21 protein-coding genes, 1 tRNA gene and 1 pseudogene are annotated in these 25,002 nt (G+C 72.8%); 8 read left to right on the top strand and 15 right to left on the bottom strand.

Annotation, left to right across the window (positions count from 1 at the left end; genetic code table 11):
- Positions 1-146: 146 nt before the first annotated feature.
- The gene (locus ABZ826_RS24635; protein ID WP_361452166.1) at positions 147-962 is read right to left on the bottom strand and encodes a chitosanase; all 816 of its coding nucleotides are present in this window, start codon (positions 960-962) and stop codon (positions 147-149) included.
- A 61-nt stretch (positions 963-1,023) separates the two neighbouring features.
- On the opposite strand from ABZ826_RS24635, the gene ABZ826_RS24630 reads away from it, so the two are divergent.
- Positions 1,024-1,707: an alpha/beta hydrolase gene (locus ABZ826_RS24630; RefSeq protein WP_361452163.1), complete on the top strand. Its 684-nt coding sequence runs from the start codon at positions 1,024-1,026 to the stop codon at positions 1,705-1,707.
- Between the two features lie 85 nt (positions 1,708-1,792).
- A complete protein-coding gene (locus tag ABZ826_RS24625) occupies positions 1,793-3,922 on the top strand; it encodes a hypothetical protein (protein WP_361452160.1) in 2,130 nt (709 codons plus the stop codon).
- Positions 3,923-4,086: 164 nt separating this feature from the next.
- Here the strand turns inward: ABZ826_RS24625 and ABZ826_RS24620 are convergent, their stop codons facing one another.
- Both ABZ826_RS24620 and ABZ826_RS24615 read right to left on the bottom strand, forming a co-directional pair.
- Positions 4,087-4,701: a TIGR03086 family metal-binding protein gene (locus ABZ826_RS24620; protein WP_361452157.1), complete on the bottom strand. Its 615-nt coding sequence runs from the start codon at positions 4,699-4,701 to the stop codon at positions 4,087-4,089.
- A 36-nt stretch (positions 4,702-4,737) separates the two neighbouring features.
- Entirely contained in the window at positions 4,738-5,799 is a 1,062-nt protein-coding gene (locus ABZ826_RS24615; protein WP_361452154.1) for an amidohydrolase family protein, read from the bottom strand.
- A gap of 184 nt (positions 5,800-5,983) precedes the next feature.
- On the opposite strand from ABZ826_RS24615, the gene ABZ826_RS24610 reads away from it, so the two are divergent.
- A complete protein-coding gene (locus tag ABZ826_RS24610) occupies positions 5,984-6,976 on the top strand; it encodes a fibronectin type III domain-containing protein (protein ID WP_361452151.1) in 993 nt (330 codons plus the stop codon).
- A gap of 82 nt (positions 6,977-7,058) precedes the next feature.
- Here ABZ826_RS24610 and ABZ826_RS24605 read toward each other — a convergent pair whose 3' ends face one another.
- The 6 genes and pseudogenes from ABZ826_RS24605 to ABZ826_RS24580 form a co-directional block, all read right to left on the bottom strand.
- Positions 7,059-8,222, bottom strand: a complete 1,164-nt coding sequence (locus tag ABZ826_RS24605; protein WP_361452148.1) for a VWA-like domain-containing protein — start codon at positions 8,220-8,222, stop codon at positions 7,059-7,061.
- Between the two features lie 49 nt (positions 8,223-8,271).
- Positions 8,272-9,440 (bottom strand): annotated as a pseudogene (locus ABZ826_RS24600) (sigma 54-interacting transcriptional regulator).
- A 137-nt stretch (positions 9,441-9,577) separates the two neighbouring features.
- Positions 9,578-10,168, bottom strand: a complete 591-nt coding sequence (locus tag ABZ826_RS24595; RefSeq protein WP_361452145.1) for a hypothetical protein — start codon at positions 10,166-10,168, stop codon at positions 9,578-9,580.
- 251 nt (positions 10,169-10,419) lie between these two features.
- Entirely contained in the window at positions 10,420-11,343 is a 924-nt protein-coding gene (locus tag ABZ826_RS24590; protein ID WP_361452142.1) for a hypothetical protein, read from the bottom strand.
- Complete coding sequence (locus ABZ826_RS24585; protein ID WP_361452139.1) at positions 11,340-12,476, bottom strand: gala protein; 1,137 nt, start codon at positions 12,474-12,476, stop codon at positions 11,340-11,342. The genes ABZ826_RS24590 and ABZ826_RS24585 overlap by 4 nt, the downstream gene beginning before the upstream one ends.
- 102 nt (positions 12,477-12,578) lie before the next feature.
- Positions 12,579-12,654 (bottom strand) — tRNA-Arg (locus ABZ826_RS24580).
- A gap of 304 nt (positions 12,655-12,958) precedes the next feature.
- On the opposite strand from ABZ826_RS24580, the gene ABZ826_RS24575 reads away from it, so the two are divergent.
- Entirely contained in the window at positions 12,959-15,247 is a 2,289-nt protein-coding gene (locus ABZ826_RS24575) for a glycosyl hydrolase family 18 protein (RefSeq protein ID WP_361452136.1), read from the top strand.
- A 61-nt stretch (positions 15,248-15,308) separates the two neighbouring features.
- On the opposite strand, the gene ABZ826_RS24570 is transcribed toward ABZ826_RS24575, so the two are convergent.
- Positions 15,309-15,938, bottom strand: a complete 630-nt coding sequence (locus ABZ826_RS24570; protein ID WP_361452133.1) for a TetR family transcriptional regulator — start codon at positions 15,936-15,938, stop codon at positions 15,309-15,311.
- Between the two features lie 111 nt (positions 15,939-16,049).
- On the opposite strand from ABZ826_RS24570, the gene ABZ826_RS24565 reads away from it, so the two are divergent.
- Complete coding sequence (locus ABZ826_RS24565; RefSeq protein ID WP_361452130.1) at positions 16,050-16,988, top strand: extracellular solute-binding protein; 939 nt, start codon at positions 16,050-16,052, stop codon at positions 16,986-16,988.
- A 133-nt stretch (positions 16,989-17,121) separates the two neighbouring features.
- On the opposite strand, the gene aceB is transcribed toward ABZ826_RS24565, so the two are convergent.
- Positions 17,122-18,741: a malate synthase A gene (gene aceB / locus ABZ826_RS24560; protein ID WP_361452127.1), complete on the bottom strand. Its 1,620-nt coding sequence runs from the start codon at positions 18,739-18,741 to the stop codon at positions 17,122-17,124.
- Between the two features lie 234 nt (positions 18,742-18,975).
- Positions 18,976-19,581 carry a nucleotidyltransferase family protein gene (locus ABZ826_RS24555; protein ID WP_361452124.1) on the bottom strand — a complete coding sequence of 202 codons (606 nt, stop codon included), beginning with the start codon at positions 19,579-19,581 and terminating at the stop codon, positions 18,976-18,978.
- Positions 19,582-19,837: 256 nt separating this feature from the next.
- Between ABZ826_RS24555 and ABZ826_RS24550 the strand changes: the two genes are divergently transcribed.
- Positions 19,838-20,140: a DUF5955 family protein gene (locus ABZ826_RS24550; RefSeq protein ID WP_361452121.1), complete on the top strand. Its 303-nt coding sequence runs from the start codon at positions 19,838-19,840 to the stop codon at positions 20,138-20,140.
- Positions 20,141-20,160: 20 nt separating this feature from the next.
- Here the strand turns inward: ABZ826_RS24550 and ABZ826_RS24545 are convergent, their stop codons facing one another.
- Positions 20,161-20,793, bottom strand: a complete 633-nt coding sequence (locus tag ABZ826_RS24545) for a response regulator transcription factor (RefSeq protein ID WP_361452118.1) — start codon at positions 20,791-20,793, stop codon at positions 20,161-20,163.
- Positions 20,790-22,001 (bottom strand): sensor histidine kinase, encoded by a 1,212-nt coding sequence (locus tag ABZ826_RS24540; RefSeq protein WP_361452115.1) that lies wholly within the window; start codon positions 21,999-22,001, stop codon positions 20,790-20,792. The genes ABZ826_RS24545 and ABZ826_RS24540 overlap by 4 nt, the downstream gene beginning before the upstream one ends.
- Positions 22,002-22,111: 110 nt before the next feature.
- Between ABZ826_RS24540 and ABZ826_RS24535 the strand changes: the two genes are divergently transcribed.
- Positions 22,112-23,206, top strand: coding sequence for an ABC transporter permease (locus ABZ826_RS24535; protein ID WP_361452112.1), 1,095 nt, complete (start codon positions 22,112-22,114; stop codon positions 23,204-23,206).
- Positions 23,203-23,883, top strand: a complete 681-nt coding sequence (locus tag ABZ826_RS24530) for an ABC transporter ATP-binding protein (protein WP_361452109.1) — start codon at positions 23,203-23,205, stop codon at positions 23,881-23,883. The genes ABZ826_RS24535 and ABZ826_RS24530 overlap by 4 nt, the downstream gene beginning before the upstream one ends.
- Positions 23,884-23,941: 58 nt before the next feature.
- On the opposite strand, the gene ABZ826_RS24525 is transcribed toward ABZ826_RS24530, so the two are convergent.
- Positions 23,942-24,742, bottom strand: coding sequence for an IclR family transcriptional regulator (locus ABZ826_RS24525; RefSeq protein WP_361452106.1), 801 nt, complete (start codon positions 24,740-24,742; stop codon positions 23,942-23,944).
- Between the last annotated feature and the right edge of the window lie 260 nt (positions 24,743-25,002).

Genomic DNA, 25,002 nt, shown 5'->3' with positions numbered 1-25,002 from the left:
CCCGGCCGCCGCCCCCGGCGCGCCGGGCGCCCCGGGCGCGGGCCCCCCCCCCCCCCGCCCCCCCCCCCCGGGGGCCGGGGGGGGGGGGCGGCCCCCCCCCCCCCCCGGGGCGCCCCCCCCCCCCCCACGGCGGTGACCGGGGTGCGTCAGCCGATGTGGTAGCTGTCGCCGTACACCTTCCAGTCCAGCGGCGGGTCCAGGGCGAGATTGCCCTTCTTCAGGAAGACCCGCTGGGCGGTGTCCACCCGGCTGGTGTCCGAGTGGGCCTCCTCCTGCTGCATCGCCCAGACCCTGGCGTCCAGGAAGGCGTTGAGGTACGTCACCTCGTTGCCGCCCTGGGCCGGCGGCTTCGCCTTGGCCAGGGCCCGCTTGCGGATGGAGCCGAAGCTGGTGCTGTCGCCGCCGTCACCGTGCATGACGATGGCGTCGTAGTACGCGAACTGGCCCAGTGTGCCGATGCCGTCCGCCTTGCCCTGCTTGACGGCCGGGTTGAAGTACACCCGGTCCCGCTCGTCGTTCTGGGCCTGCTTGAACGCCGAGTCGGACGCGGCGGTCGCCCAGTCCTTCTTGAAGTTCGGGTCGAGACCGCTGTGCGAGTCGGTGCCGTTGACCTTCCGCAGCGCGGGGAGGTACTTCGCGAGCACGTTGCCCGGCTTGCGCTGGGTGTACAGCTCGACGAGGTCGAGCATGTCGCCGGTGCCGGAGCAGAAGCCGATGATGCCCGCGGTGTAGCCGCGGCCGTCGTCGATGTCCTCGATGTACTTGTACTGGGCCTTCCAGTCGAGCGAGGAGTTCTCGGCGCTGGAGACCAATTGCATGGCGATCTCCTTCTTGGCCGGATCGTCGAGCCCGGCGCCGGATCCCCCGTCGGCGGACCCGCCCGCCGAGCATCCGGAGAGCACGGAGACGGCTAGGACAGCAGCGGTGACGGCGACGGGCAGCGGGCGCGGAACGATCTTCATGCCCCCACCCTGCCAGGCCGTGTGGAACGGCCCTCACCGATTCCGCTGTAGCGTCATGGCCATGGAAGATCAGTCTGTTGTGGATGTCGGCGATGTACGGCTGGCGTATCGGACCTGGGGCGACCCCTTCGGTTCGCCGGTGGTCCTGCTGCACGGCCTCGGCGGCTCCGCCGCGAGCTGGGAGGCGGCCGCGAGCCTGCTCGGCGAGGAGTGGCGGGTGTACGCCCTCGACCTGCGGGGCCACGGCGAGAGCGACTGGCCGGACGAGTACTCCTTCGAGCTGATGCGGGACGACGTACTCGGCTTCCTCGACGAGTGCGAACTCGACCGGGTGGGCCTGGTCGGCCACTCGATGGGCGGCGTCGTCGCCCATCTGCTCGCCCAGGAGCACGCGGACCGGGTGGAGCGACTGGTGCTGGTGGAGACCCCGCCGCCGTTCCCGAGCGAGCTGAAGCCGGCTGCCGAGCCGGAGGGGCCGGTGGACTACGACTGGGCCGTCGTCGCCCCCATCCGGGCCCAGGTGTCCGACCCCGATCCGGAGTGGGCGGCGGGACTCGGCGAGATCGTCGCGCCGACGCTGATGATCGCCGGCGGCCCGGAGTCCACCATGCCCCAGGGGCGTCTGCAGGACATGGCCTCGCTGATCCCGGACTGCCGGCTGATCACGATCGCGGGCGGCCATCGGGTGCACGAGGTCCACCCCGACCAGGTGGCCCAGCAGATCACGGAGTTCTTCACCAGCTGACGGGCCCCGGCCGCCGAGCGCCGTCCTGTGGGTCCTTCGACAGCGGCCGGGGGCGCTGTCAGTGCCGGGTGCCATGATCCGTTTCATGGAACTCGCACTGTTCTTCGCCGACGTCGACGCCCAGCCGTGGGCCGAGCTGCAGCATGCGTACGGCAGCGCCGCCGACGTGCCCGACTGCCTGCGGGCGCTCGCCGGGGACGACGGGGAAGCCGCGTCCGAGGCGGTCTCCGAGCTCTACGGCAGCATCCTGCACCAGGGGTCGGTCTACGAGGCCACGGCCCGCGCCGTGCCGTATCTGGCACGGCTCGCCGGGGCCGGGCACCGTACGGAGGATCTCCTGGCCCTGCTCGGCGCAATAGCGGAGAGCGGTGACGTCCGGGGCGACACGGACGAGGCCGCGTGCCGGGCGGCCGTCATCGGTCAACTGCCCCTGATTCTCCTGGCGGTCGATGCCGAGGAGGCCCGGACGCGGCAGGCCGCTGTGTGGGCCGCGGCGATGACCGGGGCGGCCGGGCAGGTGCTGCCGGTGCTCCGACGGCGCCGGAAGGCGGAGACGGATCCCCTCGTGCGGGCCGAGATCCTGGGGGCCATGGCCCATCTGGATCCGGCGGGAACGGCCGCCGGGGCGACCGAAGCCATGGGCGCGGCCGGGCCCGCCGAGGTGCGGATCGCGGCGCTGCTGGCGTGCGTGGACGCCGCACTGCCCTGGGGCTCCGCGCACCATGAGGCGATGCTGTCCCTCCTGCCCGCAAACGGGCTGGTCGAGGGCCGTCTGGACCTGACGCGGAACGAACCCTTGCAGTACGTCGTCGAAGCACTGCTGCTCCGCGACACCGACGCGGACCGCGTAGCGGCGTACGCCCTGCTCGATGCCGCGTTGCGCAGCGCGCTGCCCGAGGTGCGCGAGGAGGCGCTGTGGGCGGCCGAGACCGCTTGCCGGCTCTCGCGATGTGCCCCGGCGCGGCTGGCCGCCCCCGTGGAGGCGCTGGCTGCCGACCCGGCATCCGTACCGGCGATGTACGCGCTCCTCAAGAAGCTGGGCACCCATGCCGCGGCGACCGCTCCGGCGCTGACCCGGCTCGCCGCGGGAGAGGGGGACGAGGCGGACCAGGCCCTGCAGGCACTCGTCGCCGTGGCCCCGGACCGGGCCGCGCCGCTCCTGGCGCGCGACCTGGGACAGCGCCCGCGCGCGCTCCGCGAGGCGTGCGGCTTCCCCATCGGGCGCGCAGCCGACGCCTCGTTCCCGTACGACCCCGCACTGCTGGACGCGATTCGCACCAGGCTGGGGGCGGACGACCTCGACGCCAACGAGCCGTTCCTGCTCGTCTCCCTCCTCGCTGCCTGGGGGAGCCGGGCGTCCGCCGCCCTGCCCGAACTGCGCTCCACCCTGCCGAGGTTCCCGAAAGCCGTCCCGAAGGCGCTGGCCGCGGTCTGCCCACCGGACCAGCGCGCGGCGACGGCGGAGCTCCTGACCGCCGCGGCTCGCTCCGGGGCGGGGGACGAACGGCTTGCCGCGGCGAGGGCCGTGCGTGAACTGACCGGGGAGGCCGGCCCGCTGTTGACGGCGGTCTCCGCTCAGCTCGCCCGTGGCGGCCACGGCATCCGGGAGGCCGCGGGCCTGGCCGCCGAGCTGGGCCCGGCGGCGGCCGGCTTGGTGCCCGCTCTGCGGTCCGCGCTCGGCGCACCGGAGGCGGACCGTACCATCCCGCAGCTGGACGGCGACGTCGAGATCGCCGCGGCCCTGTGGCGGATCACCGGCGGGGCTCAGGAATCGGTGCCGGTGCTGGCCGGTGTGTTCGCGGAAACCGAAAAGCTCTGGATGCGCTGGACGTTCACCCGTGCCTCGCGGGTGGCGGCCCGCATCGGAGCCGAGGCCCGCCCACTGGTCCCCGTACTGGAGGGCCTGCTGACGGACCGGCTGCAGACCCCGGCCGCGGTGCTCGCGCTGCATGCGATCGTGCCCGAATCCCTCGACGGCCCCCGCCTGGCCGGACTCCTCCTGGACTGCGCGGAGGAGGACGCCGACGCGGTGACCGCGCTGGAAGCGCTCGTCGCCCTCGGCCCCACGGCCCTCACCGAGGACCACCGCCGCCGCCTGGGTGCCCTTGCCGAGCGGGATCTGCGGGTGGTGTCCTCCGGCCTGGAACCGGGGGTGGCTCCGGCCGACGAGCGACTGCGCGAGCAGGCACGGGAGGCGGCGCGCGTGCTGGGCTGAACCGGGCCGCGTCCGGCCACCGCGTCCGGGCCTCTGGCGGACGCGCCCCCGGAGGCGTCGCGGCCCATCGGCCTCGGCGGGCGGGCGGCCTCGCCGCCCGCCCGTCAGCCGCCCGCCCGTCAGCCGCCCGCCCGTCAGCCGCCCGCCCGTCAGCCGCCCGCCCGTCAGTCGCCCGGCTGCCAGTCCGGACGGCGGCCGCTCATGGCAACGGCCCGGTCGACCAGCGGGGCGTCGGCCGCCACCGGAACCGGCGGACCGAAGATGCTCTCGGACCGAGGGACGGCGTCGCTGTGGGTCAGCATGGCCAGCGAGACTCGCAGGCTCCCCTCGTCGGGCTCGTACTTCCGGCCGGTGGAGCGGGCCAGGTCCCAGCCGTGGATGACCAGCTCGTCCAGCGCGATCACCGCGGCCGCGTCGCCCGGCAGGTCCACGCAGCCCGCCCTGGTCATCCCCTGCCGGGCGGCGGGGTCGCGCCAGGCCGTCACCAGCTCGTCCAGCAGCGTCGGCAACGCCTCGCGCCAGCCCTCGGCGAGGACCGGAAGCGCGGCGTCCGGGGCGGTGTCGGTCGTCGGCCCGAATTCCTTGCGCGCCGTGTCGCGCAAGGCCGTGGTCAGCCCGACCACATGGGCGAGCAGCTCCCGTACCGTGTAGTCGGGACAGGGCGTCGGGCCGGCCAATTGCTGCTCATGGATGGCGGGGAGCAGGTCGGCGATCTGCCGGGCCGCGGGCTCCAGGTCGACTGTGGGAATCGTCGGGGTCGTCTCCGTGTGCTTGTTCATACAGTGCAGACCGCTTCGGTGCCCGGAACTCATCGCTCATCGCACGACGCGTCCCCGGAGCACGATCCGGCTGGGACGATTCAGCACGGCAGGGTCCAGGGTCGGGTCGGTGGCGTACGCGACGAGATCGGCGGGCGCGCCGTCGACGAGGCCCGGCAGGCCCAGCCAGGCCCGCGCCGTCCAGGACGCCGCGCCCAGCGCCGCGTGGGCCGGCAGACCGGCCCGTACCAGCCAGTCCATCTCGCCCGCGACCGTTCCGCACGGGAAGGAGTCCGTTCCCGCCAGTACCGTCACCCCCGCTTCGTGGGCCGCGCGCACATTGCTGAACATGGTGTCCCAGCCCGCCAGCCACAGATCGCGGCGCACGCTCGGCTCCCGCGCCCGCATCGCGTCCGCCTTCGAGCCGAAGACGCTCAGCGTCGGGACGAACGCCGTGCCCTGTGCGGCCATCCGGTCCAGCAGCGCCGGGTCCAGATGCATACCGTGCTCCAGGCTGTCGGCGCCGGCCAGTACGGCGTTACGGGTGCCCTCGGCGGTCTGGCAGTGCACCGCCACCTTGCCGCCGGCCGCGTGCACCGCCTCCACCACCGAGGCCAACAGGGCTTGCGGAACAGCAGGTTCGTCGAGGGCCCAGTCGCCGACGACCTTGCACCACCCGGACGAGGCCGCCGCCTCCTCCACCGCCGCCCGCACCAACTCGGCCTCGCTCACATCACGTCCGAAGCCGGGGAAGAAGCGGCCGGGCGTGGCCAGCCATCGTCCCGCCGATGTCACGCGCGGCAGCTCGGGGTCCTCCTCCACCCACGCGGGCATCCGCTGCGAGGTGCCCGGGGTGCGCACCGCGAGCACCCCGGCGTCCCGGTGCTCGCCCAACTGCCTGCGCAGCAGCTCCTCGTCGAAGGGCGCACCGGGATCGGGTGCTCCGGGGTGGGTGTGCACGTCGACGAGTCCGGGCAGCAGCCACTCGCCGTCGACGACCGTCTCCGCGTCGCTGCCCGCGGCGCCGCCCGGCGGACTGCCCGCGCGGAGCACCTCGCCATCGATCCAGAAGCCCCGTTCCTCGCGTTCCGGCAGCACGACCCCACGTATGCACAACATCGTCCGACGGTACGTCATCCCCGGTCCCCGGCCCTCGGCCGACGGACCGCGGCACACACCGGCACCCGGCCCGCGTCGGCCGACGAACCGCCCACGCACACCGGCACATTGCGGAACGTTCCGATCCACCCTCTTGTCGGCGACCCCCACGTCATGCGATACAGGTCTGGACCATTGCTGCCGGATGGAAGGCGCGACCGTGCGACGCCCCCACGCAACCACCACGTCGGTCTGCTCCGCCGCCCTGCTCCTCGCCGCGCTCACCGCCTGCGGCTCCACCCCCGAGGCGGACACCCGGGCACCCACGGTGCCGGGCCATGTGACGGCGCAGGCCGGCAGCGCCACCTCCGTGCACGTCATGTGGGAACGGGCCTCCGACGACAAGGCGGTCACCGGCTACGAGGTCTACAGCAAGGGCAGGAGGGTCACATCCGTCCCGGCGGCCAAGGTGATGATCGACGTCGACGGGCTGACCGCCTCGACCACCTACACCTTCACCGTCCGGGCCCGTGACGCCGCCGGAAACCTCTCCGCCCCGAGCGCCGCCGCGACCGTCACCACACCCGCCCCGACCCCCGCCGACCACGAGCCGCCGACACGCCCGGTGAAGCTGCGTGGCACGGCGGACGGCAGCACGGCGGCGAACCTCTCCTGGGGCGGCTCGACGGACGACGTGGGCGTCACCGCGTACGACATCTACCAGGAGGACTCCCGGATCCACAGCGTGCCCGGCACCGGCACGACGGCACATCTGACCGGACTGCGCCCCGGCACCGTCTACACCTTCACCGTCCGGGCCCGCGACGCTGCCGACACCTCCTCGCCGGACAGCAACGCCATCGACCTCACCACCGCGTCCGCTCCGGGCGCACCTGCCGGCACCGCCCCCACCGACCTGCGGATCAGCAACCATGTGCAGGGCAAGGAGTACGCCGTCGACCTGGACTGGAAGCAGCCCGATACGGGCGGCGAGATCCCTGCGTACCAGCTCTTCATGGACGGCCGGCTGACCACCACGATCGTGTGGGGCGCCACCCCGCCCGCGGGCCGGGCGAGTTACCGGCTCACGGTCGGCGACCCGCGCGGCACCCGCTACTCCATGAAGGTCCGCGCCAAGCTCCCGGACGGGAAGTGGGGGGACTTCTCCGCCCGGCGCACGGTCGTGCTCGGCGACTGAGCCCGTGGACGGCCCATCGGTCCCCGGGGCGCGGGCGACGGTGACGGGACGTCCCCTCCCGGCTCAGCCCGTGACGCGAAGCTCAGCCCGTGACGCGAACGGTCTCGACCCATCTCGGGGGCCGCGGGGCGTTCGCGCCGATGAGCGCCGCGACGAGCCGGCACGAAGGGGCCTCGTCCGGCCAGGGGGTGTAGCCGTCGGTCAGGACGACGACGATGTTCGGACGGTCCCGCGCCGCCAGGGCGGCGGCGATGCCCACACGCATGTCGGTGCCGCCGCCCCCGCCCAGGGTGATCTGTTCGGCGGCCGTCACCCGGGACACGCTCTGCACATCGGCGTCGCAGGCCAGGACGGTGACGCGATTGCCCCGGACGCCCACCTCCCGCAGCACCCCGGTGACCTCCGCCAGAGCCGAGGCGAGCTCCTCGTCGCTCATCGACCCCGAAGTGTCGATGACGACGGCGACCCGGGGCAGCGGACGGCGCAGGCTGGGCAGCACGACGCCCTGGAGCGCCGCACTGCGGCGGGAGGGGCGACGGTAGGTGTAGTCGATCGCCCCGGCGGCCCACGCGGCGGCCTCCCGGACCGCGCCCGCGAGCGCCTGCCGCCAGTCGGCGGTGGGCTCCAGGATCTGGTCCGCCCAGCGTTCCCAGCCCGCCGGGAGGGTGCCCCGGCTGCGCCGGTGCGCGCGCATGGCCTCCGCGGTGTGGCGCCGTAGCGCCTCCGCCTCGACCGGACCGAGACGGGTCGGCCCGTCGGCCCCGGTCAGCTCCCAGGGCACCGGTCGCCCATGGGCGCCCGACCCGCAGTCGAGCGAGTCGGGGCCCGGTGGCAGCCCGGGGAGATACGTCTCGAAGAGCTGCCCGGACGGCAGGCCGAAGAGCCGGGGCTCCATCCGGCCGGCCGGCAGGGGCAGCCCGTCGGCGATCAAATCGTCGTTGATCTCGCAGTCCTGGGCCACGTTGAGGCGACGGTGGTCACGCTGGTCGGCGGCGGGCAGCCGGTCGGCGCGTCCATGGTGGTCGCGCAGCAGATGCGCCACCTCGTGCAGCCACACCGCCGCGAGCTCCGCCACCGGTGTCGCGTCGACGAAGGCGGGTGACACGTAGCAGCGCCAGTGCCGGTCCACACCCATGGTCGGGACACCGGTGCTCGAAACCACCGTCAGGGCGTAGAGGGCCGACGCCAGGTAGGGACGGTCGGTCGCCGCCCGGTAGCGGGCGGCGAGCAGCTTGGTCGTGTCCAACTGAGGCCTCTCCGGGGCGGTTTCCGGTTCCGGCACCGGCGTTCTGGACTCAGCCGCTCTGCGGCAGCGCGCCGGACAGCTGCAGCAGTTCCACGAAGGCGTCGATGCCCTCCGGCACCGGCCAGTCGGTGTCCCGCATCGTCGCCAGGTCCATCGCCGCCCTGGCCGCCACATCGGGCACACCCGCGTCGACGGCCTTCGCCAGCACCGTCCAGCCCGCCTCCCAGCGAGGCCTGGTGAGATCGCCCTGGACGGCCGCGACGACCGCGATGAGGAAGGCCAGCTGCCGGTCGCCCCGTTCGGGCAGGGCGAACGCGTCGGGGTTCGCCAGTACGCGGTCGGGGTCAGGCAGGTCGAGGTTCTCCAGGTAGGACAGCAGCTCGATGCCCGCGCCGTCCCCGACGGCCCCGGTCAGCGCGGCGGCCAGCGCCTCCCGCCCGGCGCCCGTCGCGTACCCGGTGGCGAGCAGCCGCAGCGCTATGTCCCAGGTCCGGGGGGACGGCCAGGCCCGGCCCCGGCTCTCCGCGTCGGCCGGAATGTGATGGACGAGCCCCGGCCGCGCGGTCAGGAAGCCGGATACCGCGCCACGGGCCCGCGCCGCCGAGCCCGCGACCCTCGCGGCATCGACGACGGGGACGGCCGCCTCCGGCCATGTACCGGCCATGCCGCGTGCGACGGTGCGGAGATCGTGCGTCCACTGGAGGTGCACGAAACGGTTGGCGAGCGGCGGGCTGAGGTGCCAGCCGTCCGCCGCGCTCGACGGCGGATTCGCCGCCGCCACGATGCGTACGGACTCCGGCAACGTCAGGCTGCCCACGCGGCGTTCGAGCACGACGCGCAGCAGCGCCGCCTGCACGGCCGGGGGAGCGGAGGACAACTCGTCGAAGAACAGCAGCCCCCGGCCCGCGCGCGCGAGCCGGACCGCCCAGTCCGGCGGGGCCATCGGCACCCCGGTCACGGCCGGGTCGGCACCGACGACCGGCAGCCCGGCGAAGTCGGACGGCTCGTGCACACTGGCGATGACCGTCTCCAGCCCGAGACCGAGCCCGGCGGCGAGCTGTTCCAGGCCGCGGCCGACTTGCCGATGCCCGGCTCACCCCAGAGCAGCACTGGCTGATTGGCCGTCACCGCTAGGGCCAGCGCCTCCAGTTGAGGATTGCCGGCGGCTTCGGTACGGGTCGACCGCAGCCTGCGGTTGAGCTCGTCGGCGGCGGCCAGCGGCCCCGAAGCGGCGGCCGCGGACGGCGGGACGGGCGCGGCGTCCGGCGAGGACGGCCGGGGCGCCCGCCTGGATGCGGCGGCGGGGGACGGCGGCACGGGCGGTTGCGCGGCCGGGTCACGGGCGGCGACGGTGCTCACTCCTCCTCGCCCTCCCTCTCCCGCTCTTCCCGCTCCTCCTGCCACTCGTCCCACCACTCGGCGCCGATGCCCGGGTGCTCCTTCTCCACCCGTTCCCGCAGGAACTCCAGATCCGTACGGCGGTACATGCGGATCAGCTGGGCCAGCGACAGCTCCATCTGGTCGGTGATGTCGATCCGGGCCCCCGCCCCGACCAGCGCCGTCACGAGTCCCGCCGAACCGCGGTCGCCGACCGCCGCGCAGAGCGGGGTGCGCCCCCGGTGGTCCAGAGCCTCCAGACCGAGACCGGCGGCCAGTAGCCGGGGCAACAGCTCCTCGTGGTCCAGCAGGTGCAGCACATGGAGCAGGCTGCGCCGCCCGCCGTCCAGGATCCGCGGATCCACCCCCGCGTCCAGCAGCTCCAGCACCCCCGCCGTGTCGCCGTGCTCGACGCGCAGGAAGAGGTCCCGCCGCTGCGCCCGCAGGGCCTTGGGCAGCCGGCCGGTCCCCGTGACACAGGAATGCTCCACCGCGAAGCAGCCGGTGACCGCGCCGCCGAAGGCCCGCAGCGCGTTCTCACGCTGCCGTTCCTGCTCGCTGTGCGGCAAGCCGAGCCGTCCGTCGCGAAAGGCGACCTCGTGCCATCCCCCGCGGCACCTCACCCGCACCGGCTGGGGGCGCGGCGGCGGGGGAGGGCCGTCCGCCGTCCGTACGCCGGGGAACAGGGCGCCGGCGACCAGCGGATGCAGCTGGTCCGGGGTCAGCGCGCCGGACCGCAGCAGGCCGAGATCCGGCAGTTCCTGCGAGAGGCTGTCGGGAAGGACGACCGTGTCCGGGGCCGCCTCGCGTACGACCCTGATCAGGGGCCCGCCGCCGTCGCCCGGCCCGTGAGCTCCAGCAGGACGCTGGTGCGCCAGTCCTTGCCGATCTGCAGGAAGGCCGTCGGGTACAGGGCCGCGAACCGCCGGGCCTCCGCCGCCAGCCGGGGCACGTCCAGCCCCACTTGTCCCACCACCGTCTCCGGCTCCGCGTGATTCCAGAACGGCCTGGGCGGCTCGGTCGGATCGAGCTCGATGCCGACCGCCGCCAGGGCGTCGGACACCCGCCCCTGCCGGTACAGCAGCGTCACCCACTCGGCGCGGGCCACCGGATCGCCGGCGCCCGGGTCGTCGGCGGGCAGCTCCTCCGGCGCGAGCGGGGCGCCGTCGGCGCGGAGGAACGGCAGCCGGTCCGCGCCGCCTGCGCGGGCGCGCAGCTCGTCGGTGCGCCGCGCGTCCCACAGCGGTCGGCACACCCGCCAGTCCACGACGCCCGGGCGGAAGACGGCGGGAGAACCGGTCCGCCGTACCGCGCCGAACCTGAGCGAGATCCGCTGCGGACCCTCGGTCAGCACCGGGGTGCGCAGATGCAGATACGGCCCGGACGCCCTGGTTCCGGGTGCGTCCGCGGCGCCGTAGCCCGCCAGGACCACGGTGAGCCCGGCGGAGAGCGTGGAGCGCCCGCCCAGCGACCGCGGCAGGTGCCAGCGCACCAGGTCGGGGACCAGGCGCCGGAGGTCGTCCGCCAGCGCCCCGGCGACCTCGGACCCGTACCACGCGGCGACCTCCGGCAGTTCGAAGCCGATGTCGAACCGGGCTGCCGCGCAGGCTCCCCGCCAGTCACCGGCGGCCCGCCGCACGGCGGACTCCTCGATCACCGAGCGGGGCACCGCGTACCGGCGCACTTGCCGCCAACTCGCCAGCACTTCCGGGGCGAAGGCCGCCGCCATCGGGGCCCGGCTCACCGGTAGACGCTCCTGACCGCGCGCAGGTCGGCATGGGTGCCGCGGTCCGGACGCAGCCGCGCCGCGAAGGACCGCTTCACCCTGCGGGGCAGGCCGGGGCCCAACCCCACGTATTCCAGGAGGGATCCGGCGTCGACGGCGGCGAGCAGGGTCTTCGCGCCGCGCCCGGTGAGTCCGGTGTGCCGCAGTTCCAGCCGTCGCAGCGGAGTGCCGTGCAGCGCCCCGGCCAGCGCGTCGGCGCCGGCGTCCCCGGTGACGTTGGGGCTGGCCCCGAGGGTCCGCTCCGAGGGCGGCCGGCCCAGGTCGAGCGCCTCGATCCCGTCGAGCGCGTCGGCCAGGGCGCGCGCCCCGGCGGGCCCGATCCCGTTGCCGCCGAGACCGAGCCGGACCGGGCGGGCGGGGTCGGCGGCGGCCGCGAGCACGGCGGCTCCGGCGTCGCCGAGGTGGTTGGACGGCAGATACAGCTCCCGCACGCCCGCGTCCCGGATCAGCGCGGCCAGCAGCGGCGCGGCGTCGGGGCCGAGCCCGTTGCCGCCGAGGAACAGCCGCTCGACGGGCTGCGACCGCTCGGTGAGCACGGCGAGCAGCGCGCCGAGACCGTCGGCGGTGAGCCCGGTGTTCACCAGGTCGAGGGTGCGCAGCACGGTGTTGCGGCGCAGCATCGGGACCAGCGCCCGGACACCCGCGTCGGTCACGGGGTTGCGCTTCAGCCACAGGGCCCGGACGGTGTCGTCCTCGGCGAGTGCGTCGGCGAGCGCCGTGACTCCGTCGGTTCCGATGCGATTGCAGCCGAGGTAGACCGTGCGCAGACCGTGTCCGCCGGGGGCGAGGGCATCGGCGACGGCCCGCGCTCCTTCGTCGCCCAGCGCGTTGGTGCCGAGCAGGACGTGCACGGCGTGCGGGGAGCGCGCCAAGGCGGGCACCACCCGGGCCGCTCCGGCTGCCCCGAGCCCCTGCTTGCACAGGTCGACCCGCCCGTCGCTGCGGAGTGCGCCGAGCGCGAACGTCTCGTCGGCCTCGACGGGACGCGTCGCGTCCAGCCGCCTCAGCAACGGATCCAGCAGGGCCGCGTCGGCAAGCGGAATGTCCGGGTGCTCGATCGCGGGACAGCGCACGGGCATCGGCTGCAACATCACTACTCCCCAGGTCCCCGTCGGCACCCGGCCCGGAGCGGACGACCTCGTTCTCCGCCCGCCCGGGACGAACCGACGCCATCGACTCCGCTCCACGAAAGGTGGCAAGGCCGGTCGGATTCGAACCGACGTCCTCCAGCTCGATGCTAGGGCGCGACGACCTCTGCGCTACAGCCTTGCCGTGCGTGATCACAGCCATGGTCGCCTCGAATTCGCACACCAGTCCCGGACTTGGTGGCGGCGCCGGGGGTGAGCCGCGTGCGGCGGACCGGCCGGTCCGGGTGATGTGCGGCGCCGGTGCACGCGCACGAGGAGGCTGTCCCGGCGTGCCGGACGAAGGGGTTCGGCATCATCAAATGGTCTGTACCTCTTGACGAGTTGGTCCAGACCTTTTAGTTTCCGCTGTGCTCCATGGCACCAGGTACGCCTCCGCTCCCCTTTCAGGACCGCCTCACCGGTCCCTGCCCCAAGGGAGAAACACCTTGTCAGAGCACATGACCTTCCGAGGGAGAACGGCGACCGCCGTCGTCGCCGTTCTCGGGCTCCTTCTCGCACTGCTGTCGTTGCAGGCCGTACCCGCGCACGCGGCGGGCAAGCTGACGGCCACGTTCACCTCCGTCGACAACGGCTCGTGGTGGAAGGGGACCTACGTCCTGCACAACGACACCGACGCCGCCGTCACCGGCTGGAGCCTCGAATTCGACCTGCCGGCCGGGGTCGCGATCGACACCTCGTACAACGGCACCGTCACCACCCAGGGCAGCCACGTCACCGCCGTCAACGCCCATTACAACGGGACAATCGCCGCGCACAGCACCTCCGAACCGTACAGTTTCTGGTTCGTGGCCACCGGGCCGATCTCCCCGCCGACGGGCTGCCGGATCAACGGGGACAAGTGCGACGGCTCCGCGGACGTGCCGCCCGGCGCCCCCGGCGGGCTGAAGCAGACCGACGTCACCGCCCGCACCGCGTCGTTGTCCTGGACGGCGGCCACCGCGGGCGACTTCCCCGTGGCGTCGTACGACATCCTGGCCGGCGGCAAGGTGCTCGGCACCGCCACCGCGGCGGCCACCGCCACGGTCACCGGGCTCACCCCCGCCACCGCCTACTCCTTCACCGTCCGGGCCCGGGACACCCGCGGCAACACCTCCGACGAGAGCGCCCCGCTGGCCGTCACCACCGTCGACCCGGCCACCGACACCTCTCCGCCGACCGCTCCGGGCTCGCTCCACTCCACGGCGGCGGACTCCTCGTCCGTCACCCTGGCCTGGACCGCCTCCACCGATGACCAGCGGGTCGCCGCCTACGGCATCTACCGGGACGGCGGGCTCGCCACCACGGTCTCCGGCACCACGACCACCGCCACCATCGGGGGGCTCTCGCCCTCGACCTCGTACACCTTCACCGTCAAGGCCCGGGACGCGGCGGACAACGCCTCCCCGGCCAGCAACGCGCTCACGGTGAAGACCGACGACATAGTCGGCGCGGGCAACTACGCCAAGGTCGGCTACTTCGTCCAGTGGGGCATCTACGGCCGCCAGTACTTCGTCAAGAACCTCCACGACTCCGGCGCCGCGGACAAGCTCGACATCGTCAACTACGCCTTCGCCAACATCGACCCCACCAACCTCACCTGCCTGAACGGCGTCACCAAGGGCACCACCGCCGACCCCGAGGACCCCGAGCAGGGCACCGGCGCCGGTGACGCCGACGCCGACTACAGCCGCCCGTTCAGCGCCGCCCAGTCCGTCGACGGCGTCGCGGACGACGGCTGGGCCCAACTCCGCGGCAACTTCAACCAGTTGAAGAAGCTCAAGAAGCTCCATCCGAACCTGAAGATCGTCATCTCGCTCGGCGGCTGGACCTACTCGAAGTACTTCTCCGACGTGGCGGCCACCGACGCCTCCCGCAAGAAGTTCGTGTCCTCGTGTGTCGACATGTACCTCAAGGGCAACCTGCCCGAGTACAACGGCGCCGGCGGCCCCGGTACGGCGGCCGGCATCTTCGACGGATTCGACATCGACTGGGAATGGCCTGGCACCGGCACCGGACACCCCGGCAACCACTACTCGCCCGACGACAAGGCCAACCTGACCCTCCTGCTCGCCGAGTTCCGCAAGCAGATGGACGCCCTCGGCGGCGGCCACCGGCTGCTCACCGCCTTCACCCCCGCCGACCCGCAGAAGATCGGCGAGGGCTGGGAGCTGAACAAGGTCTTCGACTCCCTCGACGTCGCCAACGTCCAGGGCTACGACTTCCACGGTTCCGGCAGCGACAACTCCTGGGAGCCGAACCGCACCGGCCACCAGGCCAACCTCTACTCCGACGACCAGGACCCGTACGACTTCCACTTCAGCGCCGACGCCGCCATCAAGGCGTACACCGACGCGGGCGTGGAACCCCGCAAGCTGACCCTCGGCATCCCGTTCTACGGCCGCGGCTGGCAGAACGTCACCGACGGCGGTGTCGCGGGCGAATGGCAGCCGGCGGGAGGCGCGGCCCCCGGCCAGTTCGCGGAGGAGGCCGGAACACGCGGATACGCCAATCTCATCGGCGCCTACCCGACGATGACGGTCCATCATGACGAACAGTCGGTCTCCACGTACGGCTACACCGGCAACCAATGGTGGTCCTTCGACGACACCTGGTCCATCGGCAGGAAGACCGCATACGTGAAGTCCAAGGGTCTGCTGGGAGTCATGGTCTGGGAGATGTCGGGTGACACGGCACAGGGCACGCTGCTCAACGCGCTGGACACCGGTCTGAAGTAGTCGACGCGGCAGGCCGGTCGCCGGTTCGCGGAACCCGGGCGGGCTCCGCGAACCGGTGGGATCAGGCGCCCTTCAGCGCGCCTTCGGCGGCGGAGAGACAGCGCTCGGCCAGCGACGCGGGGCCCAGGGGGCCCGTCGCCGGGGCGTCGCTCGCCGCCCAGGTCTCCACCGCCACCCGCACTGCCGCGCCGGCGACCCCGGCCGTCAGCCGGATGTCCAGCGGGTCCGCTCCGTCCGGGAGTCCGGCACGCGCGGTGAGCACCGCTGCCAGGGTGACCTCCGAGTCGTGGCACGCGTCGTTCCAGACCGACTGGAGGGCGGGGCTGTCCACCGCCATCCTCAGGAGGGACCGCACCCAGGCCAAGGACTCCGAGGCCGCCGCGTCGTCCGGGTCCGGAGTCAGCGTGCGGGCTGCCGCGTGCCGCAGCGCATCGGGCACGGACAGGGCGCCCGGGGCGTCCCGCACCGCCTCCACCCACTGCCAGGCCCCGGCGGTGAGCAGGGGGGTGATGGCCTCCTCCTTGGTCGCGAAGTAGCGGTAGAAGGTGCGCGGGGCGACGCCCGCGGCGCGCGCGATGTCCTCGGCGCGCGTGGTCCGCAGGCCGTGTTCCACGAAGAGCGCCGCCGCCGTACGGGCGATGTCCAGTCGGGTGGCGGCCTTGCGCCGCTCGGTCAGTGAGCCACCTTGCATACGGATCAGGTTATGCCCTGAAGGCACCTCGCAGAAGGCGCAATGTGCCTGTATGGCAGAATCTGCCAACACTGGCATGTGAGGTAGGAACAACAAGGGGTGGCAAGAGCGATGCGTCGGCGGCAGCTCGACATCGCCACTCAGGCCGACTTCATCCGGTCCTTCACCGACGCGGGCACGGTCGACAACGCCACGTACGGGGTCCCCTCCCTGGCCAGCACGCCCCGGCTCTTCTACAACAAGGAGCTCTTCCGGCGGGCCGGCGTCGACGGCGCCCCCACGTCGTGGGACGGGCTGCGAGCGGCTGCCGAGGCCCTGAAGGGGATCGGCGTGAAGACACCGTACGGGCTCCAGTTCGGCCCCGAGGCGGCCGACGACGAGGCCCTGTCCTGGCTGCTGGCGGCCGGGGGCGGCTGTACGGGGGAGCTCTCGGGGTACGACTTCGCGACCTCGGCCAACATCGAGGCCCTGACCTGGCTGCGGGACGAGCTCGTCGCCGGAGGGCTGGCGGGCCCCGCCCCCGCGGAGCTCAACAGGACGGCCGCGTACGCGCAGTTCCTGCGGGGCGAGATCGGGGTGCTGATCGCCCACCCCGTGCTGATGGGTGCGGCGGACCGGGCCAAGGTCCCTTACGCGCATGCGGCGTTCCCCAGGAAGAACGGCGGAGCCGCCGCGCCGCTGGGGCTCAGCGACTGGCTGATGGCGTTCAAGCGCGACGGCCACAGCAAGGAATGCGGTGCGTTCCTCGCCTTCCTCTACAGCGGGAAGTCCGCCTTGACCTATGACGGCGGTCAGTCGGCGCTTCCCGTGACGTACTCCGCGTCGGACGCGGCGCGCGCGAGGTCCGCCGGGCGACCGCTGTGGCCGTTCATCGATCAGCTGGCCGACGCGCAGTTCGCGCCGGTGAACATGCGGTCCTGGCCGGCCGTCAGGGGCGTGATACGCACCGATGTGGGCCAGGCCGTGCTGAAGGGCGGCGACCCCGCCGCTGTTCTCAAGTCGCTGGACGAGTCGGCGGCCAAGGCGGACAGGGACGCGGCGACCGCCTGACACCCGCCCCGACCGCGCCGGACCTCACGCAGCGGCGGGCTGCCCGGCCGGTCCGCCACGACGGCAGGGACATCTCCGCCCCCGGTGCTGTGCGGTACCGGGGGCGGAGCTCGTCAGCGGGCCCGGCAGGCTCTCAGGCCAGCTGCTCGTACGCGGGCAGTGTCAGGAAGTCCGCGTAGTCCTGGTCCAGGGAGACCTGGAGCAGGAGGTCGTGGGCCTGCTGCCACTTGCCGGACGCGAAGGCCTCGTCGCCGATCTCGGCACGGATCGCGGCGAGTTCCTCGGCGGCGACCTTGCGGGCCAGGTCCGCCGTGGCGTGTTCGCCGTTCTCGAAGACCACGTCCGCGTTGATCCACTGCCAGATCTGCGAGCGTGAGATCTCCGCGGTGGCCGCGTCCTCCATCAGATTGAAGATGGCGACCGCGCCCATGCCGCGCAGCCATGCCTCGATGTAGCGGATGCCGACCGCGACGGCGTTGTGCAGGCCGTCGTACGTGGGCGTCGCGTCCAGGGTGTCGATGGCGATCAGGTCGCCCGCGGCCACCGAGACGTCCTCGCGCAGGCGCTCCTTCTGGTTCGGCTTCTCGCCGAGGACCGCGTCGAAGGAGGCCATGGCGATCGGGACCAGGTCCGGGTGGGCGACCCAGGAGCCGTCGAAGCCGTCGTGGGCCTCGCGGTCCTTGTCGGCCTTGACCTTCTCGAAGGCGACCTTGTTCACCTCGGCGTCGCGGCGGGACGGGATGAAGGCAGCCATGCCGCCGATGGCGTGCGCGCCGCGCTTGTGGCAGGTGCGGACGAGGAGTTCGGTGTACGCGCGCATGAACGGGGCGGTCATCGTCACCGCGTTGCGGTCCGGGAGGACGAACTTGGCGCCGCAGTCACGGAAGTTCTTGACGATGGAGAAGAGGTAGTCCCAACGGCCGGCGTTCAGCCCGGAGGCGTGGTCGCGGAGCTCGTAGAGGATCTCCTCCATCTCGTACGCGGCGGTGATCGTCTCGATGAGGACGGTCGCGCGGACCGTGCCCCGCGGGATGCCGAGGCGGTCCTGGGCGAAGACGAAGATGTCGTTCCAGAGGCGGGCCTCCAGATGCGACTCCGTCTTCGGCAGGTAGAAGTACGGGCCCTTGCCGAGGTCGATGAGGCGCTGGGCGTTGTGGAAGAAGTAGAGGCCGAAGTCGACCAGCGCGCCCGGCACCGGGGCGCCGTCGAGCTGGAGGTGACGCTCGTTCAGGTGCCAGCCGCGGGGGCGGGTGACGACCGTCGCGAGCTCGTCGGCGGGCTTGAGGGCGTACGACTTGCCGGACCTGGGGTCGGTGAAGTCGATGCTCCGGGTGTACGCGTCGATCAGATTGAGCTGGCCGAGGATCACGTTCTCCCACGTGGGGGCGGACGCGTCCTCGAAGTCGGCGAGCCAGACCCTGGCGCCCGAGTTCAGGGCGTTGATGGTCATCTTGCGGTCGGTCGGACCGGTGATCTCCACCCGGCGGTCGTTGAGCGCGGCCGGGGCCGGCGCGACCTTCCAGGAATCGTCCGCGCGGATCGCTGCCGTCTCGGGCAGGAAGTCCAGCGTGGACGTGCGGGCGATCTCGGCGCGGCGCTCGGCACGGCGGGCGAGCAGTTCGTCACGGCGGGGCGTGAACTGCCGGTGCAGCTCGGCCACGAACGCGAGGGCCGCGTCGGTCAGGACCTCCTCCTGCCGGGGCAGGGGCTCGGCATCGACGATGGCCAGCGGGGACGGCGCTGGTGCGGACATGAGCTGTCACTCCTTCAGCGGGCGGTGCGGGCGGCGTCTCACGGCCGCCGGGTCGCCTGAAATGGCACGGCGTGCCAGGGCTCCGAGATACGGCCGTGGGCGCCGTCTGAGGTGCAGAGGGCTTCTGACCAGTGGATAGTAGTTTCCTCATGGTGGAAGTTCAATGGTTTGTTGATGTCGAGATTCTCCGGGTCGACAGAAATGGGGTGATGCTGGCGCAGCGTGCCAGCCCGTTCACTCAAGGTGCTTCAGGTCCTCCACCGTGTCGATGTCGTACGCCTGAGCCACATCGGAACACTCGACGAGCGTGATCGCATCGCGGTGTGCCCGCAGATACGCCCGAGCGCCCTGGTCGCCCACCGCGCCCGCCGCGATGTCCGCCCATCGGTCCGCACCGAAGAGCACCGGATGGCCGCGTTCCCCGTCGTACGAGGCGGCCACCAGACTCGTCCGGGAGCGGTACGCCGATCGCACCCGTGCCACCGCGTCCGCGCCGATGCCGGGCTGGTCGACCAGGAGGACGAGCGCCGCGTCCGCCCCCGTACCGGAGAGCGCCCCCAGTCCCGCCCGCAGCGACGAGCCCATGCCCTCGGTCCACTCGGGGTTGACGGTCACCGTGCAGCCGGCGAGGTCGGCGCGTGCCGCCACCTCCTCGGCGGCGGCACCCAGGACCACATGGACGTGGTGGCAGCCGCCCTCCCGCAGCATGCGTACCGCGTGCTCCACCAGTGGCCGGCCGCGGTGTTCGAGCAGTGCCTTGGGCCGGCCGCCGAGCCGCCGCCCGCCGCCCGCGGCGAGCAGCAGCCCGGCGACCGCCGGTGCCGGTGTTGTTCGAGTCATGCGGACTGGATACCTCAGACACGCCCCGTTCGCGCAAGCGGGAACCGGCGCGAGAGGGCGTGAGGGCCGGGCGGCGACGTCCACGGAGCGATCCGCGCATCACCCGTACGGGACCCCTGATTTCCGTCCGCGGAGTGGCGCGCGACACCTTTCATGGCGTTAACTTGCGGGCATCTCCGGACACTTGACCACGGTCCGGGAACCGGTCGGAAAACTGGCACAAGGATGTGCGAGGGGGAGTGCTTTGTTGCGAAGCGTGGGGCAGACGCGAGTGACCAGCAGTGGTGAGGATCCGAGGGTGACGGAGCTGCGTACGGCCGTCTCCCGACTCCGCCGGGAGCTCGCGGGGCACCCCGCGGAGTTCCCGGACCGGGGCATCGCCGAGGACGAGTTGGCCGCGCTGGACGAGATGGCCACCAGCGGCGCACCCGAGATTCCGCGCCTGCGCCGTTCGCTGCTGCTGATCGCGGGGGCGATCGGCTCGGTCAGCGCACTGGCCCCCGCGCTCCGGGACGTACGGGTCGCCGTGGATCTCTTCGGCGAGCCGCCGCGCGGCTGATGGGCGGGGCGAGCGGCGGATCAGCGGCGGATCAGCCGACGGGCCGTCGCCGCCGCCACCGCCGAGGTCCGGGAGTCGACGCCGAGCTTGGCGTAGATGTGCACCAGGTGGGACTTCACCGTCGCCTGGCTGAGAAAGAGCTTCTTGCTGATCTGCAGGTTCGACAGGCCCTCGCCGACCAGTTGCAGGACTTCCAGTTCCCGCTTGGTAAGGGCCTGCGCCGGGGTCCGCATGCGGTCCATCAGACGGTGGGCGACGGCCGGGGCGAGCGCCGACCGGCCGCCCGCGGCCGTGCGTACCGCCGCCGCCAGTTCCTCCGGCGGGGCGTCCTTCAGCAGATAGCCGGTGGCGCCCGCCTCGACCGCGGCGAGGATGTCCGCGTCCGAGTCGTACGTGGTGAGGATCAGCACCCTGGGCGCGCCCGCTTCCGCCGTGATGGCCGCGGTGGCGCGGGAGCCGTGCATGCCCGCGCCGAACTGCAGATCCATGAGGACGACATCGAACCCACCGGTCGCGGCGAGCGCGACGGCCCGCTCGGCGGTGGCCGCCTCGGCGACCACCTGGAAGTCGGGTTCGGTGTCGAGCACGGCCCGCAGGCCCGCCCGTACCACCGGGTGGTCGTCGGCGAGCAGCAGCCTGATGGGGGTGGTCATGCGGCGTCCTGTCCTGGCCGGCCGTCGGGCAGCGGAAGCGGAAAGGTCAGAGCGACGGCCGTGCCCTGACCGGGCGCCGACTCGACACTGAGCGTGCCGCCCAGCGAACGGGCCCGTGAACGCATCGCGGGCAGACCGAAGCCACCGGTGTCGGTGGCCGCGGCGGCCGGCCCGTTCCCGGGGGCGAACCCGCGGCCGTCGTCGACGACGTCCAGCGACACCGAGGTGTCCATGAAGCTGAGAGTGATCTCCGCGCGCCGCGCCCCGGCGTGCCGCACCGTGTTGGCCAGCGCGGACTGGGCGGTGCGCAGCAGCGCCACCTCGTACGGGGTCGGCAGCTCCACCGGGCTGCCGCTGACCGCGAACTGCACCATGAGGCCGGGGCCCGTCGTGCGGGACGAGAGCCGTTCCAGGGCGGCTGCCAGGGAGCCGTTCTCCAGGTCGGGCGGCGACAGGGCACGGACGAAGCGGCGGGCCTCGGCGAGATTCTCCTGTGCGGCCTCCCGGGCCCGGCGGACGTGCGCGGTGGCGGGAGCATCGGCGGACAGGGTGCGCTCGGCGGCGCGCAGCAACAGCTGGATGCTGGACAGGCCCTGCGCCAGGGTGTCGTGGATCTCACGGGCCAGCCGCTCACGCTCGGCGAGCGTGCCCGCCGTGCGTTCCGCCTCGGCCAGCTCCGTCCTGGTCGACATCAGCTCCTCGATGAGTTCGCGGCGCCGTTCGCTCTCCCGGAACAGCGCTTCGTACCCGAGAACCGTGGCGACCGCGACCGCCGCACCGAGCAGCGGACCGATGAAGGTGCCGGGGTTGACGGCCTGGCCGTGCAGCACGAAGCTCGCGATGGCCGCGAGAGCGGTGACCGCGACGACCGGCAGGGCCCAGCGCGTCGGCAGCAGATGCAACTGCAGGAAGTAGAGCGGGAAGGCCACCCACAGGGCGTCGGGCGACAGCACGAGCAGTGCCAGCCACAGGGCGCACAACAGCCCCAGCCACAGGGCGGCCGCGCGGCTGTGCGGCCGTACGACGGGAGCGAGCGCACCCGCCGCGTACCCGGCGGCCATCACGCAGGTGACCACGACGACGACGGCGGCGTGCGGCGTCCCGTCACCGACGGCCCGTACCGCCGCGAGAGCGAGCAGTCCCACCAGCAGGGCGTGCAGACAGAGCCGCAGCGCGGCGGTGACCGGGGGGTGGGCACGGGAATCCATGATTCCTCCAGCGTAGACGGGCGGTGCCCGCGCCCGGTCAATCGAAAGTTTGATGTCGGGCCCCACCGCCGCGCGATGTTTCCGGACGGTCGGCGCTGCAGGCTGGAAGCATGTTCGTCGCATGGAGAGATCTCCGGTTCGCCAAGGGCCGGTTCGCGCTCATGGGCACGGTCGTGGTCCTGATCACGCTGCTCGTGGGCCTGCTGTCCGGTCTCACGGCCGGTCTGGCCAGGGAGAACACCTCGGCCGTCACGGGGCTGAACGCCGACCACCTCGCGTTCGCCGCCCCGCCCGACGGCCGGTCGGTGTCCTTCACCGATTCGATCGTCGAGGAGAGTGCCTGGCGGAGCTGGGCGGAGCGGCCCGGTGTGAGCGACGCGGAGCCGCTCGGCATCCGCACCCTCAACGCCGCCGCCGTCGAGGGCAAGCGCACGGCCGCCGTCTCGGCGTTCGGCGTCGAGCCCGGCGCGGGACTGGCGCCCGAGGGCGCCGCGTCCGTCGGCACGGGGAAGGTGGTGCTGTCCCGGGGGGCCGCGGACGACCTGGCTGCCGGGGTCGGAGACCGGCTGCGCCTCGGCGGCACCGAAGTCACCGTCGCCGCGGTCGCGACGGACGCCTCGTACAGCCATACGCCGGTGGTGTGGACCTCGCTCCACGACTGGCAGCGCTTCGGCGCCGACGGTGCCGGCCGCGCCCCGCACGCCACGGTGATCGCCCTGACCACCACCGGCGGCGCCGACCTCGCCGCGGGCGACAAGGCGGCGGGCACCAGCACGCTCTCCCTCGGGGACTCCCTCACCGCGATCGGCTCCTATCAGGCCGAGAACGGCTCGCTCCAGCTGATGCGAGGCTTCCTCTTCGCCATCTCGGCCCTGGTCATCGGCGCCTTCTTCACGGTCTGGACGATCCAGCGCAGTGGCGATGTCGCCGTCCTCAAGGCGCTCGGCGCCTCCACCCCGTATCTGCTGCGCGACGCGCTCGGGCAGGCCGTGGTGATGCTCGCCATCGGTACCGCAGTGGGCACCGCGCTCGCCTCCGGGATCGGCGCGGTGGTCAGCGGCGGTGCCGTGCCGTTCGTCCTCGACGCGGCGACCGTCCTCGTCCCGGCGGCCGTCATGATCGTCCTCGGTGCCGTCGGGGCGGCACTGTCCATCCGGCGGATCACCGCCGTCGACCCGCTCACCGCACTCGGGAGTGCCCGATGACCCTGACCCTCGCCGATGTCACCCTCACCTACCCCGACGGCGACGGCCGGCTCACCGCCCTGGACCGGGTCTCGCTGGACGTCCCCGCCGGTTCGCTCACCGCGGTCGTCGGACCGTCGGGTTCCGGCAAGTCCAGCCTTCTCGCGGTGGCGGCGACCCTGGTCACACCGGACGAGGGGCGGGTCGTCGTCGCCGGTACGGACACCGCGGGCCTCGGCCGCGCGGAGAAGGCGGCGCTGCGCCGCGAAAGCGTCGGCATCGTCTTCCAGCAGCCCAATCTGCTGCCGTCCCTCACCGCGGCCGAACAGCTCCAGGTGATGACCCATCTGTCGGGCGGGGCCGCGCGCGGCGCCCGCGGCCGGGCGCTGGAACTGCTGGACGCGGTCGGCCTCGCGGACAAGGCCGACCGCAGGCCTCATCAGCTCTCGGGCGGGCAGCGCCAGCGGATCAACATCGCACGGGCCCTGATGAACGAGCCGGCGGTGCTGCTCGTCGACGAACCGACCAGCGCGCTCGATCACGAGCGAGGGGCTGCCGTGCTCGAACTGCTGGTCAATCTGACCCGGCAGCGGTCGACGGCGACGGTGATGGTCACGCACGACCGGGCCCATCTGGAGCGGACGGACCGCGCCGTCACGATGGACGACGGCCGTCTGACCGTGCCCACACCGGCCTGAGATATGTGTGGAGGGGGCGGCCCGGCCGCCCCCTCCACACATATCGGCCCCCGCTGTCTCAGCCCGTGGTACCGCTGCTGGCCAGCGCGTCGGACAGTTCCTTTGCGGCCTGCTGCAGAATCGGCACGATCCGCTCCGTGGCCGCCTCCGTCACCCGGCCGGCCGGACCCGAGATCGAAATCGCGGCGGACGTGGGGGAGTCGGGCACCGAGACCGCCAGGCAGCGCACACCGACCTCCTGCTCGTTGTCGTCCACCGCGTAACCGACCCTGCGGACCTGTTCCAGCGCTTCGAGGAAGCCGTCCGGAGTGATGATCGTCTTGTCGGTGGCGGCCGGCATGCCGGTACGGGCGAGCAGTGCCCGCACCTCCTCCGGCGGTGTGTGCGCGAGCAGCGCCTTGCCGACCCCCGTGGAGTGGGGGAGCACCCGTCGGCCCACCTCGGTGAACATGCGCATCGAGTGCTTGGACGGCACCTGTGCCACGTACACGATCTCGTCGCCGTCGAGCAGCGCCATGTTCGCGGTCTCGCCGGTCTCCTCGACCAGGCGCGCGAGATACGGGCGGGCCCAGGTGCCGAGCAGCCGCGACGCGGACTCGCCGAGCCGGATCAGGCGCGGGCCGAGCGCATAGCGGCGGTTCGGCTGCTGGCGTACGTATCCGCAGATCACCAGCGTGCGCATCAGACGGTGAATGGTCGGCAGCGGGAGCCCACTGCTCGCGGAGAGTTCGCTGAGCCCGACCTCGCCCCCGGCGTCCGCCATTCGTTCCAGCAGATCGAATGCACGCTCAAGGGACTGCACACCACCGCTCGAAGCGGCGGGTTTGGAGTCGGATGTGCTGGCGTGGGACGGCGGCACGTCAACGGTCCTTTCGAGGCGGAAGTGCGGGTGCCCCGCCCGGCGAGGCACCCCGCAGCCTACCGGGCGGTTCCCGATCGGCCCACTGCTCCGGGTGCGGCATCCTGGCCGGTCAGAGCCCGTTTGTCCGGGTGTCTGCAGTCCGGGGGACGGTTCTGCGATGCCGCACTGGTTCCATGTTACGTTCCACTCTCCGGAATAGGTCTTTTACTTTGTGGAAATCTCCAGTTGTGGGTTGCGGGTGGTCCACCGGTCGTCCC

Source organism: Streptomyces sp. NPDC047515 (assembly GCF_040643055.1).
Classification (GTDB): Bacteria; Actinomycetota; Actinomycetes; order Streptomycetales; family Streptomycetaceae; genus Streptomyces.
This window is presented reverse-complemented; position numbering and strand designations above follow the sequence as displayed.

Excerpts from the sequence above, each read along its gene's own strand:
- aceB (WP_361452127.1), bottom strand. The coding sequence starts at position 18,741 with ATGTCCGCACCAGCGCCGTCCCCGCTGGCCATCGTCGATGCCGAGCCC.
- ABZ826_RS24630 (WP_361452163.1), top strand. The coding sequence starts at position 1,024 with ATGGAAGATCAGTCTGTTGTGGATGTCGGCGATGTACGGCTGGCGTAT.
- ABZ826_RS24540 (WP_361452115.1), bottom strand. The coding sequence starts at position 22,001 with ATGGATTCCCGTGCCCACCCCCCGGTCACCGCCGCGCTGCGGCTCTGT.
- ABZ826_RS24530 (WP_361452109.1), top strand. The coding sequence starts at position 23,203 with ATGACCCTGACCCTCGCCGATGTCACCCTCACCTACCCCGACGGCGAC.
- ABZ826_RS24570 (WP_361452133.1), bottom strand. The coding sequence starts at position 15,938 with ATGCAAGGTGGCTCACTGACCGAGCGGCGCAAGGCCGCCACCCGACTG.
- ABZ826_RS24610 (WP_361452151.1), top strand. The coding sequence starts at position 5,984 with ATGGAAGGCGCGACCGTGCGACGCCCCCACGCAACCACCACGTCGGTC.
- ABZ826_RS24615 (WP_361452154.1), bottom strand. The coding sequence starts at position 5,799 with ATGTTGTGCATACGTGGGGTCGTGCTGCCGGAACGCGAGGAACGGGGC.
- ABZ826_RS24555 (WP_361452124.1), bottom strand. The coding sequence starts at position 19,581 with ATGACTCGAACAACACCGGCACCGGCGGTCGCCGGGCTGCTGCTCGCC.
- ABZ826_RS24620 (WP_361452157.1), bottom strand. The coding sequence starts at position 4,701 with ATGAACAAGCACACGGAGACGACCCCGACGATTCCCACAGTCGACCTG.
- ABZ826_RS24625 (WP_361452160.1), top strand. The coding sequence starts at position 1,793 with ATGGAACTCGCACTGTTCTTCGCCGACGTCGACGCCCAGCCGTGGGCC.
- ABZ826_RS24545 (WP_361452118.1), bottom strand. The coding sequence starts at position 20,793 with ATGACCACCCCCATCAGGCTGCTGCTCGCCGACGACCACCCGGTGGTA.
- ABZ826_RS24565 (WP_361452130.1), top strand. The coding sequence starts at position 16,050 with ATGCGTCGGCGGCAGCTCGACATCGCCACTCAGGCCGACTTCATCCGG.
- ABZ826_RS24535 (WP_361452112.1), top strand. The coding sequence starts at position 22,112 with ATGTTCGTCGCATGGAGAGATCTCCGGTTCGCCAAGGGCCGGTTCGCG.
- ABZ826_RS24585 (WP_361452139.1), bottom strand. The coding sequence starts at position 12,476 with ATGTTGCAGCCGATGCCCGTGCGCTGTCCCGCGATCGAGCACCCGGAC.
- ABZ826_RS24635 (WP_361452166.1), bottom strand. The coding sequence starts at position 962 with ATGAAGATCGTTCCGCGCCCGCTGCCCGTCGCCGTCACCGCTGCTGTC.